Origin of the sequence: Methylobrevis pamukkalensis, from assembly GCF_001720135.1 — a bacterium.
Lineage (GTDB): Bacteria > Pseudomonadota > Alphaproteobacteria > Rhizobiales > Pleomorphomonadaceae > Methylobrevis > Methylobrevis pamukkalensis.
Window position 1 is genome coordinate 19,924 of record NZ_MCRJ01000029.1, and the last position, 15,327, is coordinate 35,250.

Sequence of the window (15,327 nt, forward strand, 5' to 3'; positions counted from 1 at the left end):
GAACACGTCGTCGCGCGCGAGCGGGCGCTGGGTGCGGGCGTCGGTCATCGACGGATGCGGAATCAGCAGCGGCATCTCGCGGTCGAGCGCGCCGATGTCGTCGGCGGTGAAGACGGCGACGACGCCCGGATGGCGGGCGGCCTCCGCCGTGTCGAGGGCGGTGATCTTCGCCCGTGCATAGGGGCTGCGCACGAAGGCGACATGCAGCGGGCTCGCAAGCGGGATGTCGTCGACGAAGGAGCCTTCGCCGCGCAGGAGCCTCGGGTCGCCGTTGCGGCGGGCGCGGGAGCCGAACATGCGGGTCGCCATCGGGTCAGGCCTCCACGGTGAGGGACATGCGGGCGGCGGCGAGGCGCACCGCCTCGATGATGTTGGCGTAGCCCGTGCAGCGGCAGAGGTTGCCGGAGAGCAGTTCGCGCACGCCTTCGTCGGAAAGATCGAGCGGGCGGTCGCTCTCCAGATGGTCGAGGATCGCCATGATCATGCCCGGCGTGCAGTAGCCGCATTGCAGGGCATGGCACGCGTGGAAGGCTTCCTGCAGCGGATGCAGGGTGCCGTCCTCCGATGCGACCGACTCGATGGTGCGGACCTCGGCGCCGTCGAGGGCGACGACGAGGCTGAGGCAGGAGCGGGCCGAATGTCCGTCGACATGGACGGTGCAGGCGCCGCAGACGCCGTGCTCGCAGCCGACATGGGTGCCGGTGAGACCGAGTTCGTGGCGCAGGAAGTCCGACAGCAGCATGCGGACGCTCACCTCGCGGGTCACGCTCTCGCCGTTGACGGTGAGGGTGACGGAGCGGCGCGGGTCAGCGGATGTTGCGAGGGCCGTCTTCTTTCGGGTCGGGATCATCAGGTCCGTCTTCCTCTGTCGGGCGGTCGCTTCCGGGGGGCTGCGGGGGGGGGGCGGTTCTGGCGGGCGGCGGTCTTCGGCGGTCTCGGTCAGGCGGCGGCGGCGCGGTCGCGTGCGGCGGCGACGGTCTTGCGGACGAGCGTCGCCACCAGCTTGCGGCGCACGGCGCCGACGCATGGATGTCGCCGGGGGCGGTGACGGCGGCGGCGGCGGCCTGCGCGGCCAGCTCAACGGTCTCATCATTCAGCGTCGTGCCGAGGAGAGCGTTTTCCGCCTCTGTCAGCCGGATCGGCCGGGAGGCGATGCCACCGGCGGCAATCGCCACCTTGCGGGCGGTGCCGTCGGCGGCGCGTTCGACGATCACGCCGACCGAGGCGAGGGCAAAATCGCCGCTGCGGCGGGCGACCTCCTCGAAGGCCCATCCGGCGCCTGCCGGCAGCACGGGGAAATGCGCCTCGAGCGCGATCTCGTCGGCGGCGCGGGATGTGGTGAGGTGGAAGCGGAAGAAGTCGGCCGCGGCGATGGTGCGGCGGCCAGTGGGGCCGGCGACGACCATGTGCCCGTCGGTGAGCAGCAGCAGCAGCGGCATCTCCGCCGAGGCATCCGCGTGGCACAGGCTGCCGACGACGGTGCCGCGGTTGCGGATCGGCACATGTGCGACATGGGCAAGGGCCGCGGCCAGCAGCGGCTGGGCGCGGGCCACCGCCGGGTCGAGTTCGACGGTGCGGTGGCGGACCATCGCGCCCACCACGACCGCCCTGTCGGTGACGGTGAGGGTCTTCAGTTCGGCGATGCGGGAGATGTCGATCAGGGCCGGGGGCGTTGCCAGGCGAAAGTTCATCGCCGGCAGCAGGCTCTGGCCGCCGGCGATCACCATGGCGCCCGGATGGCCGGCGAGAGCGGCGACGGCATCGGCGATGCTGGCCGGTGCCACGTGATCGAACAGGGCGGGCTTCATGCGGACCGGAACCCCGAGTTCGACGGAGGGTCGGCTTGAGGTCCGCCGAGGGGGCGAAAAGCCGCTCTTATATCCATCTGGTTGATACTGTATCTGGTATGATGATAAAACCCCTGCCAATTCACCGTCAAGTGACGCATCATGAGGCGTGACGTTTTTTTTGGCGACGGGTGCGAAGCCGGCCTGCCGGCAGCGATCCGGCGTCGGCAAGCTTCGGAAAACCGTTCAGGAAGGAGTGACCATGCGTGCCTATGTCTACGGTGAACAGCGTGACCTGCCCGCCGGCTTCGAGACCTTTGTCGATCCATCGGTGACGGCGGTCATCTCGATCGACATGCACCGCGGCCATCTGGAGGACGACCCGGCCTGTCCCTGTCCGGCGCCGCGGGCGCGCGAGATCGTGGAGCCGATGAACGCCTTCCACAACAAGGTCCGCGCGCTCGGCATTCCGGTGATCCACGTCACGACGGTGCTGCGCGCCTCGGGCGCCGACGACGTGAAGGGCATTCCCTCGGCCTGGCGGCTGGTGTTTCCGCTGCATGTCGGGCCGATTCCCAATTCCGACGCCCATGCGCTGGAGGGCAGCAAGTGGACCGAATTCGTCACCGAGGTGGCGGAGACCGACCATGTGGTGACCGGCAAGCGGCGGCTTTCGGCCTTCTATCCGACGGACCTCGACTTCCTCCTGCGCAACCTCGGGATCAAGACCGTCGTGTTCGACGGCGGCTTCACCGACTGCTGCGTGCTCAATGCCTCGTTCGACGCCAGCAACCTCAACTACCGCGTGGTGGTGCTGAAGGATCTGGTGCGCGGCACCGATCCGTCGATGGAGGATGCGGCGCTGAAGATCGTCTCGCTGCATCTGGGGCTGGTGATGGACTCGGACGAGATCCTGACCGCCTGGGGTGCCGAGGCTGCGGCCGCCGCCGAATAGGCGCGCGGGACGTCGTCCTCCGCGCAGGCGGAGGGTCCACGAAAACCTGGTGAAATCAAGGGCGTGGATGGTCCGCCTGCGCGGACCATGACTGTCTGGGGCCGCCTTGTCAGGCCGGTGCGAAAGCCCGGGCGTTCAGCATCGCGTCGATGTCTTCGGCCGGAACGGGCCTTGAGAAGAGATAGCCCTGGAATTCGGTGCATCCCGCGTCGACGAGCACGCGGAACTGGGTGGCGGTTTCGACGCCCTCGGCGGTGACGGCCAGGCGCAGCGACTTGCCGAGCCCGGCGACTGCGCGGACGATGGCGTCCGAATCCGTGCCGTCGCCGATCTTGCGCACGAAGGACTTGTCGATCTTGATGCGGTCGATCTTGAACTGGTGCAGGTGGCTGAGGCTGGAATAGCCGGTGCCGAAGTCGTCGAGCGAGATGCGGACGCCGGCGGCGCGCAGCCCGTCGAGTTCGCGCACCTGCATTTCCGGCGCGTCGAGAAGGGCGGTCTCGGTGATTTCGATCTCGAGCCGCGCGGGATCGAAGCCGGTCCGCTCCATCAGGCGGACGATCCGGTCGGCGAAGCCGTCCTGACGCAGCTGTACCGCCGAGCAGTTGACGGCGAGCACCAGGTCGGGCCAGCGGACGCAGGTGCCGAGCGCGCGCTCGAACACCCACCAGCCGAGGTCGGCGATGAGGCCGCATTCCTCGGCGACGGGCACGAAGTCCGACGGCGGAACCTGGGTGCCATCCGCCGTGCGCCAGCGCACCAGAGCCTCGACGCCGATCACGCGCACGCCGCTGCGATCGACGAAGGGCTGGAAGTGCACGTCGAGCCCGTCGCCCGTGTGCAGCGCCTCGCGCAGGCCGCGCTCGATGCTGCGCTTGTGCCGGCGCTCCTCGTCCATGGTGGCCGTGAAGACGCGGGCGCGGTTGCGGCCGGCCGCCTTTGCGGCATAGAGGGCGATGTCGGCCTTGCGGCAGAGCTCCATGCGGTTGCGGCCATGCAGCGGCGCCATCGCGATGCCGATGCTGCAGCCGGCGAAGACCGAGGTGCCGAACAGGTCGAATTCCTGCTCGTGGGCGGCGAGGATGCGGCGGGCGAGGGCGGACGCATCCTCCGGCTGGGCCGCGCCCCGGTGCAGGATCGCGAACTCGTCGCCGCTGAGGCGCGCCACCAGGTTGTCGCGGCCGGCAACGCGCACGAGCCTGCGGGCAACCTGCACCAGCAGCTCGTCGCCGGCCGGATGGCCGAGGCTGTCGTTGATGTCCTTGAAGCGGTCGAGATCGATGTAGGCGACCGCGAAGGGCGGTCCGCCGTCGGCGAGTCCCTCGGCAGCGGTCTGCAGGTCCGCATTGAAGAGCGTGCGGTTGGGAAGGCCGGTCAGGTCGTCGTGGAAGGCGCGATGATGCGCCTTCGCCTCGCCGGTGCGCAGGTCTTCCATCGCCCGGTCGGTGCGGCGGATCAGGATCATCATCACCGCGCCGAGGAGTGCGATCATCCCGCCGGCATAGGGCGCCAGCGTGACCATCAGGTCGGTGCCCGGCCGGATCGCCCGCCAGCGGATCACGCCGAGCTTCTGGCCGTCGCTGCCGAGAAGCGGAGTCTGGGCCTCGCCGGGCGGGGCGTCGGCGGCCTCTCCGAGAAACCGCACGCCCTCCAGAAAATAGCGGCGTTCCAGATCGCGGAGGAAACGGGCGTCGAGGAAGCGGACGCTGACGAGGACATAGGCATCCGCCAGTTCCTGTTCGACGCGGGCGCTGTCCGGCACGATCACCATGGCCGAGACGACGGCCGGGCGGTTCTCCAGGCTCGTCAGGCGCGCCTTGCGGGGATTCTCGTCGTCCGCAGAGGTCGCCGCGCCGGTTTGCAGCGACGCCCACCCACGGCCGCGCACTTCGTCGATCAGGGGAGCAAACACCGCGGGGAGGTCGGTGGCCTCCGGGTCGACATCCGCCCCGTCGGCCATGGCATAGACCAGCCGGTCCGCGGCATCGAGCAGGTAGCTGCGGTCATGGCCGAAGTAGTCCTGCATCCACGGACCGAGGTTGTCCGAAACCCAGTCCGGGTTGTAGGCGATACTGGTATTGCGGACGGCTTCGTCCCAGATGGTGACGTTTTCCTGGTCGAGGATGAGCTTGTCCACCTGCTCGCCGACCATGAGGTCGACATACCTCACCTGCCGGTCGATCGCGATCCGGTCGCTTTCGAGCACCGACCACAGCATCGTGACGATGAGGATGCAGAGAATGGCGAGGATGAAGGCGAACACCGGAAAAAGTCCGTGCGCCGACGACCGGATGCGATCGGGATCTGTCATCGGTGCCTCGGCCATGCACCGCCCGTCGGCCGGGACCGCTCGCAGCAACGCGATCCGGTCCGGCCCGGCGGCGTCTTCGTATTCCTGACGAACGCGACTACTCGTAACATGACCGGATCGTGGCCATGGAAATTTTAAAATTCCCTTGATTCGGCAGTTAAACGCTGTAGATTTCGAAAAAAAACCCAAGATTTGGCGCCAGAAATTAATCAGGCCGGTGCTTCGGCGGATCCGTGATGCTCACAGACGATGATCGAGGAAGTACCACTGCTCGATGCGGTCTTGGATAAGTGGTTCTACGACCCGGTTGAGCCGGGCGACGTCGGCGGGCAGATCGTCTGCCGGATCGCCATGGGTGGTGACGGCGACGGGCGCGAGAAAGCGGCACACGAACCGGCAGCCGTCCGTCCGCTCCACGAAGGCGGGCACGATGGTCGCGCCGGAGTGGCGGGCGAGGCGGACCGCGATGGCGAGGTTGCCGGCAAGATGCACGGGGCGCCCGAAGAATGGCGCCATGATCCGGCCCCCGAACCCTTCGTCGCCGAAGATCATCACGGCCTGGCTGTCGTCCGCCAACAGGCGCAGCGCCGGCCGCACTCCCTTGACCCCGGGGTCGATCAGGCCGGTGCCGAGCGACAGGCGCACGCGGCGGGCGATGCGATGCTGCGCCCGGCTGTCCGGCGGCATGTAGAAGGTCGACGCGGGAATGCCGAGGCGGGGCACGACGTGGAGCAGGAGTTCCCAGTTGCCGAGGTGAAGGCCGAGAATGATCACGGGCCCTTTGCTGCGCGCGTCCAGAAGATGCTCGGCGCCCTCCACCTGCAGCCGCCCGGCCGGCGGGATGCGGCGCAGGACCGAGAATTCCGACATCAGCCGGCCCTTGTTGCGCCAGTAGCGCCGGACGGCGGCATCGGGGTCGAGGTCGGGCCGGATCCGGGCGACATTGGCGCGCACCCGTCGCGACCTGCCTGGCGAGAAGCGCCCGACAAGACCGTAGAACCAGGCGCCCGTCGCCGAGGCGGCGGCGGGCGGCAGCAGCTTCAGGCCGTTGTAGCTGAGAACGCCGGGCAGGTCGGCCAGCGTGTCGCGCACCCAGTAGCGCAGGAAGGCCTTGCGCGCCCCGCGCCGGCGAAGAGATCGCGCAGCGGCGGGGCGGGGGCCTCGTCGAAGACGAAGGCCTTGCGGGTGGTCAGTCCGGACGCGGGCGGTTTGGTGCGCATCGTCTCACCGCGGATGGATGGTGACCGGCAGGCCGCCCTGCGGCCGCAGCGTCAGCCGCGACATCGGCCGCACCGAAGTGCCGGGCGCATCCGCACCTTGAACCGCTGGGCGAGGCTGGCCAGACACAGGATCGATTCCACGAGGCCGAATTGCAGGCCGGCGCAGATGCGCGGGCCGATCGCGAAGGGAATGTAGGAATAGGGCACGGGCCGGGCCGCGCCGAGGAAGCGCTCGGGCACGAAGTGATGCGGCCGGTCCCAGATGTCGTGGTTGCGGTGGAGCAGCCAGGGCGAGACGGTGACGAGGGCGGCCGGCCGCACGTCGATGTCGCCGACCCGGTCGCATCGCGCGCCTGTCGCCCGAGCAGGGGCACCGGCGGGTAGAGCCGCAGCGTCTCCTCGATGATGGAGCGGCAGTAGTCGAGCTGCGGCACGTCGTCGATGCCGGGCGGCCGGGTGCCGCAGACACGCTCGATCTCCGCGTGAAGCGCCGTTTCCGCCCAGGGGGCGTTTGCCAGCAGATACCAGGCCCAGGTCAGCGTCGCGGCCGTGGTCTCGTGGCCGGCCATGAAGATCGTCGCCGCCTCGTTGCGCAGCGCTTCCCCGTCAAGACCGAGCTCGGGATTGCGCCGCTGGCGGCGGATCAGGAGCTCGATCATGGAGTCGTCCTGGGTGCGGCCTTCCAGATGGGCCGAGACCACGCGGTCGATCACCCGGCGCACCCGCATCACGGCGCGGCGCAGGCGCGGGGTGCGCAGCAGCGGCAGGCCGTTGTCGAAGCCGAGCACATAGGCAAGGTTGATGTTGTCGACGAGGCTCTGGTAGCTGCCGAAGCCCTCGACCACCTCGGTGGCGCTCTCGCGGCCGAGATCGTCGCCGAACACCGCGCGCGAGATGATCTCGGCGGTGAGGCCGGCCATCTCGGCGAGGACGTCCACCACCTGGCCCTTCTCGAGGCCCGACCAGCGCTCGGACAGCTCGGCCGAGCAGTCGACCATGTGCCGGGAGAACTGCGGCACGCGGTTCTTGTGGACGATGTCGGACACGAGCGGCCGGCGCTGCTTCCAGGTCTCGCCGTCGGAGATGAACAGGCCGTCGCCGAGCAGATATTCCAGCGCGCGCCGCATCTGCGGGCTCTTGCGCTCGAAATTGTCGTTGCGGGTGGCGAGGACGTATTTGACCTCCTCGGGCGCGTTCACCAGCACGAGCTGGCGGCCGAAGCGGCGCATTTCCGAGTTGCGGCTGGAATAGTCGCGGCGACGGAACACGGAGAGATAGTCCTGCCGGGCCAGCAGGAACAGCTTCAGGTAGTTGCGCGGGCCGGACAGCGGCTCGGGGTGGGCCGGCTCGAAGAAGTCCGGGCCCTTGTCCTCGATGATGCGCGGCGGATCGACCCTCGGCAGCAGTGATCTCATCGGCGCGGCGTCTCCGTTCGGGCGCATGCCGGGCGGCCGGAGGGAACGGCCCCTCGCGCGAGCGGCGGCTTCGGCGATGCGGGGTGCGTGCGGCGCATGATGTCTGATCGCGGATTCACAGGCGGTTGTCGAGGAAATACCACTGGTCGAGATGGTCGAGGATGACCGGCTCGATCAGCGAGTTGAGCAGGAGCACGTCGTCGCGCAGGCGTCCGGCCACGTCGTCCGTCGGCGGCAGCTTGAGCGTGGCGATGCCGTGAACCTCGAAGCGGCAGCCCTTCGTGCGCCGCGCGTAGCCGAGGCAGATCGTGGCGTCGGTCAGGCGGGCCAGCCGCACCGCAATGGCGAGGTTGCCCTCCAGGTGCGGCTCGCGGTCGAAGAAGGGCGCCATGATCTTCTTCTGGAAGCCTTCGTCGGCGAACATCGAGATCGACCCGCCCGCCCGCAGGATGCGGATGGCCGGGCGCACGGCTTCGACGCCGGGCGGCAGGAACTTGAGGCCGATCCGGGTGCGGACCCGGTCGGCGATCCAGGCGCGGGCGCGCCCGATGGGCGGCACGTGGTTGTCGGTCGGCGTGATGCCGAGGCTGATCATCGCCGGCGCCAGCACCTCCCAGTTGCCGAGGTGGAGCGCCAGCAGGATGACCGGCCCGGCCTTGCCGGCGGCCTCCGCGCTGTCGGTGTTGATGAAGTCGACCCGGCCCTTTTCCACCAGCCTGTCGATGACGGAGAATTCGGTCATCAGCCGGCCCTGGTTGTCCCAGTTGCGGGTGAGGGCGGCTTCGATCTCCACGTCGGTCCAGTCCGGCTTCAGCCGGCGCAGGTTGGTCCGGGCGCGGTTGACGGCGGGCTTGTGGTAGCGCGGGATGACGAAGCGGCCGAGGCGGGCGCCGATGCCCGAGCAGACCTCGATCGGCACCAGCTTCAGGCCGAAATGCACGGCGAGATCGGCGAGGTTGCGGAGGTTGTCGGTGACGTGCCAGCGCCACCAGCGCCGGCGGCCGTCGCGCCCGGCGCCAAGGTCGGACAGCGGCGGGGCCTCGGGCGCCGACCAGCGCCATGCCTTGCGGCCCGTCTGGCCCGCCGAAGGATCCTTCGTGCGCATCTGCGTCTCCCTCAGCGCCGCTCGACCGTGACCGGCAATCCGCCGCGCGGGCGAAGCGTCAGCCGGCAGGCCGGTTCCACCTTCGTGCCCGGCACCACCCGCACCCGGAAGCGCTGGATCAGGATCGCGAGGCACAGGATGGCCTCCGTCAGACCGAACTGCAATCCCGGGCAGATCCGCGGTCCGATCGCGAAGGGCACATAGGTGTAGGGCGTCGGCCGCCCGGTGAGGAAGCGGTCGGGCATGAAATGATGCGGGTTCTCCCACAGATCGTGGCTGCGGTGCAGCAGCCACGGCACCACCATGACCAGCGAGCCCGGCTTGATGTCGTAAGGCCCGAGCCGGTCGGCCGCCTTCGCCTGCCGGGCCAGGATCGGCACCGGCGGATAGAGCCGCAGGGTTTCCTCGATCACCGCGCGGCAATACTGGAGATTCGGCACGTCCTCGACGGTGGGCGCCCGGTCGCCGCAGACCTCCTGGATCTCGCGCAGGACGTGCTTTTCCGACCACGGCGCGGTGCCGAGCAGATACCAGGCCCAGGTCAGGGTCGCGGCCGTGGTCTCGTGGCCGGCCATGAAGATCGTCGCCGCCTCGTTGCGCAGCGCCTGCCGGTCGAGGCCGAGTTCCGGGTTCTTCTGCTGGCGGCGAACGAGCAGGTCGACCATGGCCTCGTGGTCGCCGCGCCCGGCCATGTGGTCGTCGATGACCTTGTCGATCACGCGGTGCACCCTGCCGACGGCGGCCTTGAGCCGCGGGGTGCGCCACACCGGCCAGCCTTCGTCGGCACCGAGGAAATAGCCGATGTTGAGAGAATCGATCAGCCGCTGGTAGCTGGAAAAGCCCTCGATCACCTCGACCGCATTGTCGTGGCCGAGATCGTTGCCGAACACGGAGCGCGAGATGATCTCGGCGGTCAGCGAGGCCATCTCGACGAGGGCGTTGACCGGCGTGCCCGGTGGAAGCTGCGCCCAGCGCTCGGCCATCTCGCCGGTGACGACCTCCATCACCCGGCCGAACTGCGGCACGCGGTTCTTGTGAACGATGTCGGTGACCAGCGGCCGGCGCTGGCGCCAGGTGGCGCCGTCGGAAATGAACAGGCCGTCGCCGAGCAGATATTCCAGCGCACGCCGCATCTGCGGGCTCTTGCGCTCGTAGTTCTCGTGGTTGCTCGCCATCACCTGCTTCACACCCTCGGGGGCGTTGACCACCACCACCTGGCGGCCCAGCAGGCGCATCTGGTTGTAGCTGTTGCCGTAGTCCTTGCGGCGCCAGATCCAGAGGAAGTCGCGGCGGGCCTGGATCAGAAGGCGCAAATGGTTGCGACTCCCGTGATAGGGAGCGGGATAGGCGGCAACCAGATGTCTCTTGCCCACGTCTTCCCGGATCAGCGGCGGCGGGCCAACGAGCATGTCGAACAGCGACAAATCCGGTTCCTTCAACATCTGCGCCGCATCCGGCCGATCGCCGGAGGGCACGGTGCGCGCGCCCGGTCGAACGCGCAATGCCCGCAAGGCCGAGCCCCGGCCCGGGTCCTGCACCGTCGGTCTCATGGACGACGGCCGAGCCGGCGCGATCTTCCACGAAGCATGCAGGCCGCGCAATGTCGACGATGGGCAGGGGCAGGCGGATGACGGGCAATGCCGCCGGCCGTCACGCCCGGCGTTGCGCAAAACGCCGGTTTGCGCGAGGGCCTGATCGTGGCCATGCCGAATTCGCAGGGCAGGGCCTCGTTCCGGCACGTCTTGCTAACGCAGTCTTTACCCTGTCGGTGCACGATTCCCGAATGTCGAGCACCTCTTTTTCGGGCATTGCGGCAGTATCATGAGTTCGATGGCAACCCGTCAGTACAGACCGTCCAGACTGCGTCGTCTGGCATTGCCGGCCGTGACCGCGCTGTTCCTCGGCTATTTCGCCTATCATGCCTTCCATGGCGAATACGGCATCGCCGGCCGGGCGCTGGTCGAAAGCCGGGCCTCGCATCTGCGCACCCAGCTCGACCGGCTGAAGACCGAGCGCCGCGACATGGAAAAGCGCGTCGCGCTCCTGTCCGGCCCCGCCATCGACCGCGACCTGCTCGACATCCGCGCCCGCGAGGCGCTGAACTATGTCTCCCCGAACGATCTCGTGATCCTGCGCCCGCGCGCCGAGTGACATCGCCCCGCGGTCGTCGACGGTCCGACGCCGCTCCGCCCGCGGCTCCGCACCCCTGCTCGTCTCCCCCGGAAGGGGCGGACATGAGCGATGGATGCTGCATCGCAAAGTGGCACTATTGCACCGCAAAAAGCTGCATTTAACTCGAAATCGGTAAATCACGCGAAATGAACCGCCTTTTGGTTCAAGTGCAAAACAATCATGTATTTCAATGCTCTGCAATTCCTGCATGGGCACCATGCCGTTCATAATGTCACTTGGATTGGCGCGGCGTCTGCGATAGCTTGCCGCTGCTCAGGCGTTTACGAAAATGCCGACGGAATGAACGGGAGGGCCCCATGGCCGAGCGCGCAACCGCCCAGAAGAGAGGACGCACGCGGTCCTCCGCTGCAACGACTTCGTCTCCGAAAAAGAATTCCGCTCCCGATCTCGCGACATTGTCCCGCGACGAGGAGCTCAAGGCCTACCGGGACATGCTCCTGATCCGCCGCTTCGAGGAAAAGGCCGGCCAGCTCTACGGCATGGGTCTCATCGGCGGCTTCTGCCACCTCTACATCGGCCAGGAAGCGGTCGTCGTCGGCATGCAGATGTGCGTGAAGGACGGCGTCGACCAGGTGATCACCGGCTACCGCGACCACGGCCACATGCTGGCGACCGGCATGGACCCGAAGGGCGTGATGGCCGAGCTCACCGGCCGCGCCGGCGGCTATTCCAAGGGCAAGGGCGGCTCGATGCACATGTTCAGCCGGGAGAAGCAGTTCTTCGGCGGACACGGCATCGTCGGCGCGCAGGTCTCGCTCGGCACGGGTCTCGCCTTCGCCAACAAGTACCGCGGCCAGGACACCGTCACCCTCGCCTATTTCGGCGACGGCGCGGCCAACCAGGGCCAGGTCTACGAAAGCTTCAACATGGCCGAGCTGTGGAAGCTGCCGGTCATCTACATCATCGAGAACAACAAGTACGCCATGGGCACCGCGGTGAACCGCGCCTCGGCCCAGACGGACTTCTCCAAGCGCGGCCTCTCCTTCGCCATTCCGGGCGAGCAGGTCGACGGCATGGACGTGCGGGCGGTGAAGGCCGCCGGCGAGCGGGCCGTGAAGTGGTGCCGCGAGGGCAACGGCCCCTACATCCTCGAGATGCAGACCTACCGCTACCGGGGCCACTCGATGTCGGACCCGGCGAAATACCGGTCGAAGGACGAGGTGCAGAAGATGCGCACCGACCACGACCCGATCGAGCAGGTGCGCCTGCGGCTGATCGAGAACGAATGGGCCGGCGAGGACGACCTCAAGGCCATCGACAAGGACGTACGCGCGATCGTCGCCGAATCGGCCGACTTCGCCACTGTCGATCCGGAGCCGGATGTTGCCGAGCTCTGGACCGACATTCTGAAGTGATCGAGGGGAAACGCCGATGCCGACCGAAATCCTGATGCCGGCGCTCTCTCCGACCATGGAAGAGGGCAAGCTTGCCAAATGGCTGAAGAAGCCGGGTGACAGCGTCACGTCCGGTGACGTGATCGCCGAGATCGAAACCGACAAGGCCACCATGGAAGTGGAGGCCGTCGACGAGGGCACGATGGGCCGCATTCTCGTCGAGGAGGGCACCGAGGGCGTGAAGGTCAACACGCCGATCGCGATCCTGCTCGGCGAAGGCGAGGACGAGGGCGCCCTCGACAACGCCGCCAAGTCCGCGCCCGCGCCGGAAGCCGTCACCGAAGCGCCGGTTGAAAAGCCCGCCGACCCGGTGCGCGAGATTCCCGAGGAGCCGGTGTCCAAGTCGGTGTCGCCCGCCTCCGTGCCGGCCCAGCCGAAGACGGACGTGGCCGACACGCCGGAGATCCCGGCCGGCACCGACTTCGTGCCGACCACGGTGCGCGAGGCGCTGCGCGACGCCATGGCCGAGGAGATGCGCCGCGACGAGAGCGTGTTCGTCATCGGCGAGGAGGTTGCCGAATATCAGGGCGCCTACAAGGTCACGCAGGGCCTGCTGCAGGAGTTCAGCGCCCGCCGCGTGATTGACACGCCGATCACCGAGCACGGCTTTGCCGGCCTTGGCGTCGGCGCGGCCTATGCCGGTCTGAGGCCGATCGTCGAGTTCATGACGTTCAACTTCGCCATGCAGGCGATCGACCACATCATCAACTCGGCCGCCAAGACGCTCTACATGTCCGGCGGCCAGATGGGCTGCCCGATCGTGTTCCGCGGCCCGAACGGCGCCGCCGCCCGGGTCGGTGCGCAGCACAGCCAGGACTATGCGGCCTGGTATTCGAACGTGCCGGGCCTGAAGGTGGTGATGCCCTACACGGCGGCCGACTTCAAAGGCCTGCTCAAGTCGGCGATCCGCGATCCCAACCCGGTGATCTTCCTCGAGAACGAGATCCTCTACGGCCAGACCTTCGACGTGCCCCGGCTCGACGACTTCGTGGTGCCGATCGGCAAGGCGAAGATCCACCGCAAGGGCAAGGACGTCACGCTGGTCTCCTTCGGCATCGGCATGAGCTATGCCCTGAAGGCCGCCGACGAACTCGCCGGCATGGGCATCGAGGCCGAGGTGATCGACCTGCGCACCATCCGCCCGATGGACAGCGCGACGATTGTGGAATCGGTCAAGAAGACCGGCCGCTGCGTGACGGTGGAAGAGGGCTGGCCGCAGTCCGGCGTCGGCGCCGAGATCGTCGCCCGGCTGATGGTCGATGCCTTCGACTGGCTCGACGCTCCGGTGCTGCGCGTGACCGGCAAGGACGTGCCGATGCCCTACGCCGCCAACCTCGAGAAGCTGGCGCTGCCGAACGTCGGCGAGATCATCGCCGCCGTGAAGGCCGTGACCTACCGCACCTGAGGGGGATCCGATGCCGATCAACATCCTGATGCCGGCCCTGTCTCCCACGATGGAGAAGGGTAATCTCGCCAAGTGGCTGGTGAAGGAGGGCGACAAGGTCGCCTCCGGTGACGTCATTGCCGAGATCGAGACCGACAAGGCCACCATGGAAGTGGAGGCCGTCGACGAGGGCACCGTCGCGAAGATCGTGGTGCCGGAGGGAACCTCCGACGTCGCGGTCAACGAGCTGATCGCGATCCTCGCCGGCGAAGGCGAGGACGTGGCGGACGCTGCCGCAGGCGAGGCGCCCAAGGCGGCCGCGGCTCCGGCCCCCGCTCCGGCCAAGTCCGAGGCGGAACCGGCCAAGGCGGATGCGCCCAAGGCAGAGGCCGCCGAGGCGAAGCCGGCGTCGCCGGCCGCCGCGCCGGCTCCGGCGTCCAATGGCGCGGCGCGCATCTTCGCCTCGCCGCTCGCCCGCCGCGTGGCCAAGGAAAAGGGCATCGATCTGGCCGCCGTCGCCGGTACCGGCCCGCACGGCCGGATCGTGCTGAAGGACGTGGAGGGTGCGAAGCCGGGTGCCAAGCCCGCCGCCGCGCCGGCGCCGAGCCCCTCGGCTGCCGCTCCCGCACCGGTCGCGCCCGCTGCCGCGCCGGCCATGTCGGCACCGGCGTCGGATGCCGCGATCCTCAAGCTGTTCGAGGAAGGCTCCTACGACCTCGTGCCGCATGACGGCATGCGCAAGGTGATCGCGCGGCGGATGACCGAGGCCCGCCAGCAGGTGCCGGCCTTCTACATCACCGTCGACTGCCTGATCGACGACCTCCTGTCGCTGCGCGCCCAGCTCAACGCGGCGGCCCCCGAGATCGACGGCAAGCCGGCCTACAAGCTGTCGGTCAACGACATGGTGATCAAGGCGATGGCGATGGCGCTCAAGGCCAAGCCGGACGCCAACGTCTCCTGGACCGAGGGTGCGATGGTCAAGCACCGCAACGTCGACATCGGCATCGCCACCGTGCTGCCCGACCGGGGCCTGATCACCCCGATCGTGCGCAAGGCGGAGCTGAAGACGCTGTCGGCGATCTCCAACGAGATGAAGGATCTGGCCAAGCGCGCCCGCGACCGCAAGCTGAAGCCCGAGGAATACCAGGGCGGCACCACCGCGATCTCCAACCTCGGCATGTACGGGGTGAAGGACTTCACGGCGGTGATCAACCCGCCGCACGCCTCGATCCTCGCGGTCGGCGCCGGCGAGCAGCGTCCGGTGGTCAAGAACGGCCAGCTGGCGGTCGCCACGGTGATGAGCATCACGCTCACCTCCGACCACCGCTGCCTCGACGGTGCGCTGTCGGCGGAACTGATCTCGGTGATCAAGGGGTATATCGAGAAGCCGATGTCGATGCTGGTGTGAGGGGAAGGGGGAACCTCATCGAGGCTGATGTGATCGTGGGGTTCCCCTCCCGACCCGTCCTGCGGACGGGCCACCCTCCCCACAAGGGGGAGGGATGGTGGCCTTCACCGGCGCTTCGTCTTCCGGCCGTCCGTATCACGGCCTGCCAGAGTGGT

Annotated in this window: 12 protein-coding genes and 2 pseudogenes; 5 read left to right on the top strand and 9 right to left on the bottom strand. The window is 68.2% G+C overall.

Annotated features, from left to right (window positions below):
- Positions 1 to 6: 6 nt before the first annotated feature.
- The 3 genes and pseudogenes from A6302_RS26100 to A6302_RS06940 all read right to left on the bottom strand — a co-directional run.
- Positions 7 to 309 (bottom strand): annotated as a pseudogene (locus A6302_RS26100) (xanthine dehydrogenase family protein molybdopterin-binding subunit); the annotation flags it as partial.
- A gap of 4 nt (positions 310 to 313) precedes the next feature.
- Positions 314 to 850: a (2Fe-2S)-binding protein gene (locus tag A6302_RS06935; protein WP_069306434.1), complete on the bottom strand. Its 537-nt coding sequence runs from the start codon at positions 848 to 850 to the stop codon at positions 314 to 316.
- Entirely contained in the window at positions 807 to 1,808 is a 1,002-nt protein-coding gene (locus tag A6302_RS06940; RefSeq protein WP_083255580.1) for an FAD binding domain-containing protein, read from the bottom strand. Before A6302_RS06940 ends, A6302_RS06935 begins: the two co-directional genes overlap by 44 nt.
- Before the next feature lie 241 nt (positions 1,809 to 2,049).
- On the opposite strand from A6302_RS06940, the gene A6302_RS06945 reads away from it, so the two are divergent.
- Positions 2,050 to 2,742 carry a cysteine hydrolase family protein gene (locus A6302_RS06945; RefSeq protein WP_069306440.1) on the top strand — a complete coding sequence of 231 codons (693 nt, stop codon included), beginning with the start codon at positions 2,050 to 2,052 and terminating at the stop codon, positions 2,740 to 2,742.
- Positions 2,743 to 2,851: 109 nt separating this feature from the next.
- Here A6302_RS06945 and A6302_RS06950 read toward each other — a convergent pair whose 3' ends face one another.
- From A6302_RS06950 to A6302_RS06970, 6 genes and pseudogenes are all read right to left on the bottom strand, one after another.
- Positions 2,852 to 5,005, bottom strand: coding sequence for a putative bifunctional diguanylate cyclase/phosphodiesterase (locus A6302_RS06950; RefSeq protein WP_169833522.1), 2,154 nt, complete (start codon positions 5,003 to 5,005; stop codon positions 2,852 to 2,854).
- A 288-nt stretch (positions 5,006 to 5,293) separates the two neighbouring features.
- Positions 5,294 to 6,145: a lysophospholipid acyltransferase family protein gene (locus A6302_RS06955; RefSeq protein WP_069306435.1), complete on the bottom strand. Its 852-nt coding sequence runs from the start codon at positions 6,143 to 6,145 to the stop codon at positions 5,294 to 5,296.
- A 179-nt stretch (positions 6,146 to 6,324) separates the two neighbouring features.
- Positions 6,325 to 6,594 (bottom strand): cytochrome P450, encoded by a 270-nt coding sequence (locus A6302_RS25235; protein ID WP_280938922.1) that lies wholly within the window; start codon positions 6,592 to 6,594, stop codon positions 6,325 to 6,327.
- A gap of 89 nt (positions 6,595 to 6,683) precedes the next feature.
- Positions 6,684 to 7,715 (bottom strand): annotated as a pseudogene (locus A6302_RS06960) (cytochrome P450); the annotation flags it as partial.
- 88 nt (positions 7,716 to 7,803) lie between these two features.
- The gene (locus A6302_RS06965; protein ID WP_083255583.1) at positions 7,804 to 8,793 is read right to left on the bottom strand and encodes a lysophospholipid acyltransferase family protein; all 990 of its coding nucleotides are present in this window, start codon (positions 8,791 to 8,793) and stop codon (positions 7,804 to 7,806) included.
- Positions 8,794 to 8,804: 11 nt separating this feature from the next.
- Positions 8,805 to 10,235 (bottom strand): cytochrome P450, encoded by a 1,431-nt coding sequence (locus A6302_RS06970; protein ID WP_245293960.1) that lies wholly within the window; start codon positions 10,233 to 10,235, stop codon positions 8,805 to 8,807.
- A 442-nt stretch (positions 10,236 to 10,677) separates the two neighbouring features.
- Here A6302_RS06970 and A6302_RS06975 point away from each other — a divergent pair, with 442 nt between their 5' ends.
- From A6302_RS06975 to A6302_RS06990, 4 genes are all read left to right on the top strand, one after another.
- The gene (locus tag A6302_RS06975) at positions 10,678 to 10,944 is read left to right on the top strand and encodes an FtsB family cell division protein (RefSeq protein ID WP_169833523.1); all 267 of its coding nucleotides are present in this window, start codon (positions 10,678 to 10,680) and stop codon (positions 10,942 to 10,944) included.
- 338 nt (positions 10,945 to 11,282) lie between these two features.
- On the top strand, positions 11,283 to 12,341 hold the full coding sequence (gene pdhA / locus A6302_RS06980) for a pyruvate dehydrogenase (acetyl-transferring) E1 component subunit alpha (RefSeq protein WP_083255585.1): 1,059 nt from the start codon (positions 11,283 to 11,285) through the stop codon (positions 12,339 to 12,341).
- Between the two features lie 16 nt (positions 12,342 to 12,357).
- Positions 12,358 to 13,785, top strand: a complete 1,428-nt coding sequence (locus tag A6302_RS06985) for a pyruvate dehydrogenase complex E1 component subunit beta (protein ID WP_069306436.1) — start codon at positions 12,358 to 12,360, stop codon at positions 13,783 to 13,785.
- 10 nt (positions 13,786 to 13,795) lie between these two features.
- Positions 13,796 to 15,172: a pyruvate dehydrogenase complex dihydrolipoamide acetyltransferase gene (locus A6302_RS06990; protein WP_069306437.1), complete on the top strand. Its 1,377-nt coding sequence runs from the start codon at positions 13,796 to 13,798 to the stop codon at positions 15,170 to 15,172.
- The last annotated feature ends 155 nt before the right edge of the window (positions 15,173 to 15,327 follow it).

Coding starts and splice junctions, on each gene's coding strand:
- A6302_RS06935 (WP_069306434.1), bottom strand. CDS start 850: ATGATCCCGACCCGAAAGAAGACGGCCCTCGCAACATCCGCTGACCCG.
- A6302_RS06940 (WP_083255580.1), bottom strand. CDS start 1,808: ATGAAGCCCGCCCTGTTCGATCACGTGGCACCGGCCAGCATCGCCGAT.
- A6302_RS06945 (WP_069306440.1), top strand. CDS start 2,050: ATGCGTGCCTATGTCTACGGTGAACAGCGTGACCTGCCCGCCGGCTTC.
- A6302_RS06965 (WP_083255583.1), bottom strand. CDS start 8,793: ATGCGCACGAAGGATCCTTCGGCGGGCCAGACGGGCCGCAAGGCATGG.
- A6302_RS06970 (WP_245293960.1), bottom strand. CDS start 10,235: ATGTTGAAGGAACCGGATTTGTCGCTGTTCGACATGCTCGTTGGCCCG.
- pdhA (WP_083255585.1), top strand. CDS start 11,283: ATGGCCGAGCGCGCAACCGCCCAGAAGAGAGGACGCACGCGGTCCTCC.
- A6302_RS06985 (WP_069306436.1), top strand. CDS start 12,358: ATGCCGACCGAAATCCTGATGCCGGCGCTCTCTCCGACCATGGAAGAG.
- A6302_RS06990 (WP_069306437.1), top strand. CDS start 13,796: ATGCCGATCAACATCCTGATGCCGGCCCTGTCTCCCACGATGGAGAAG.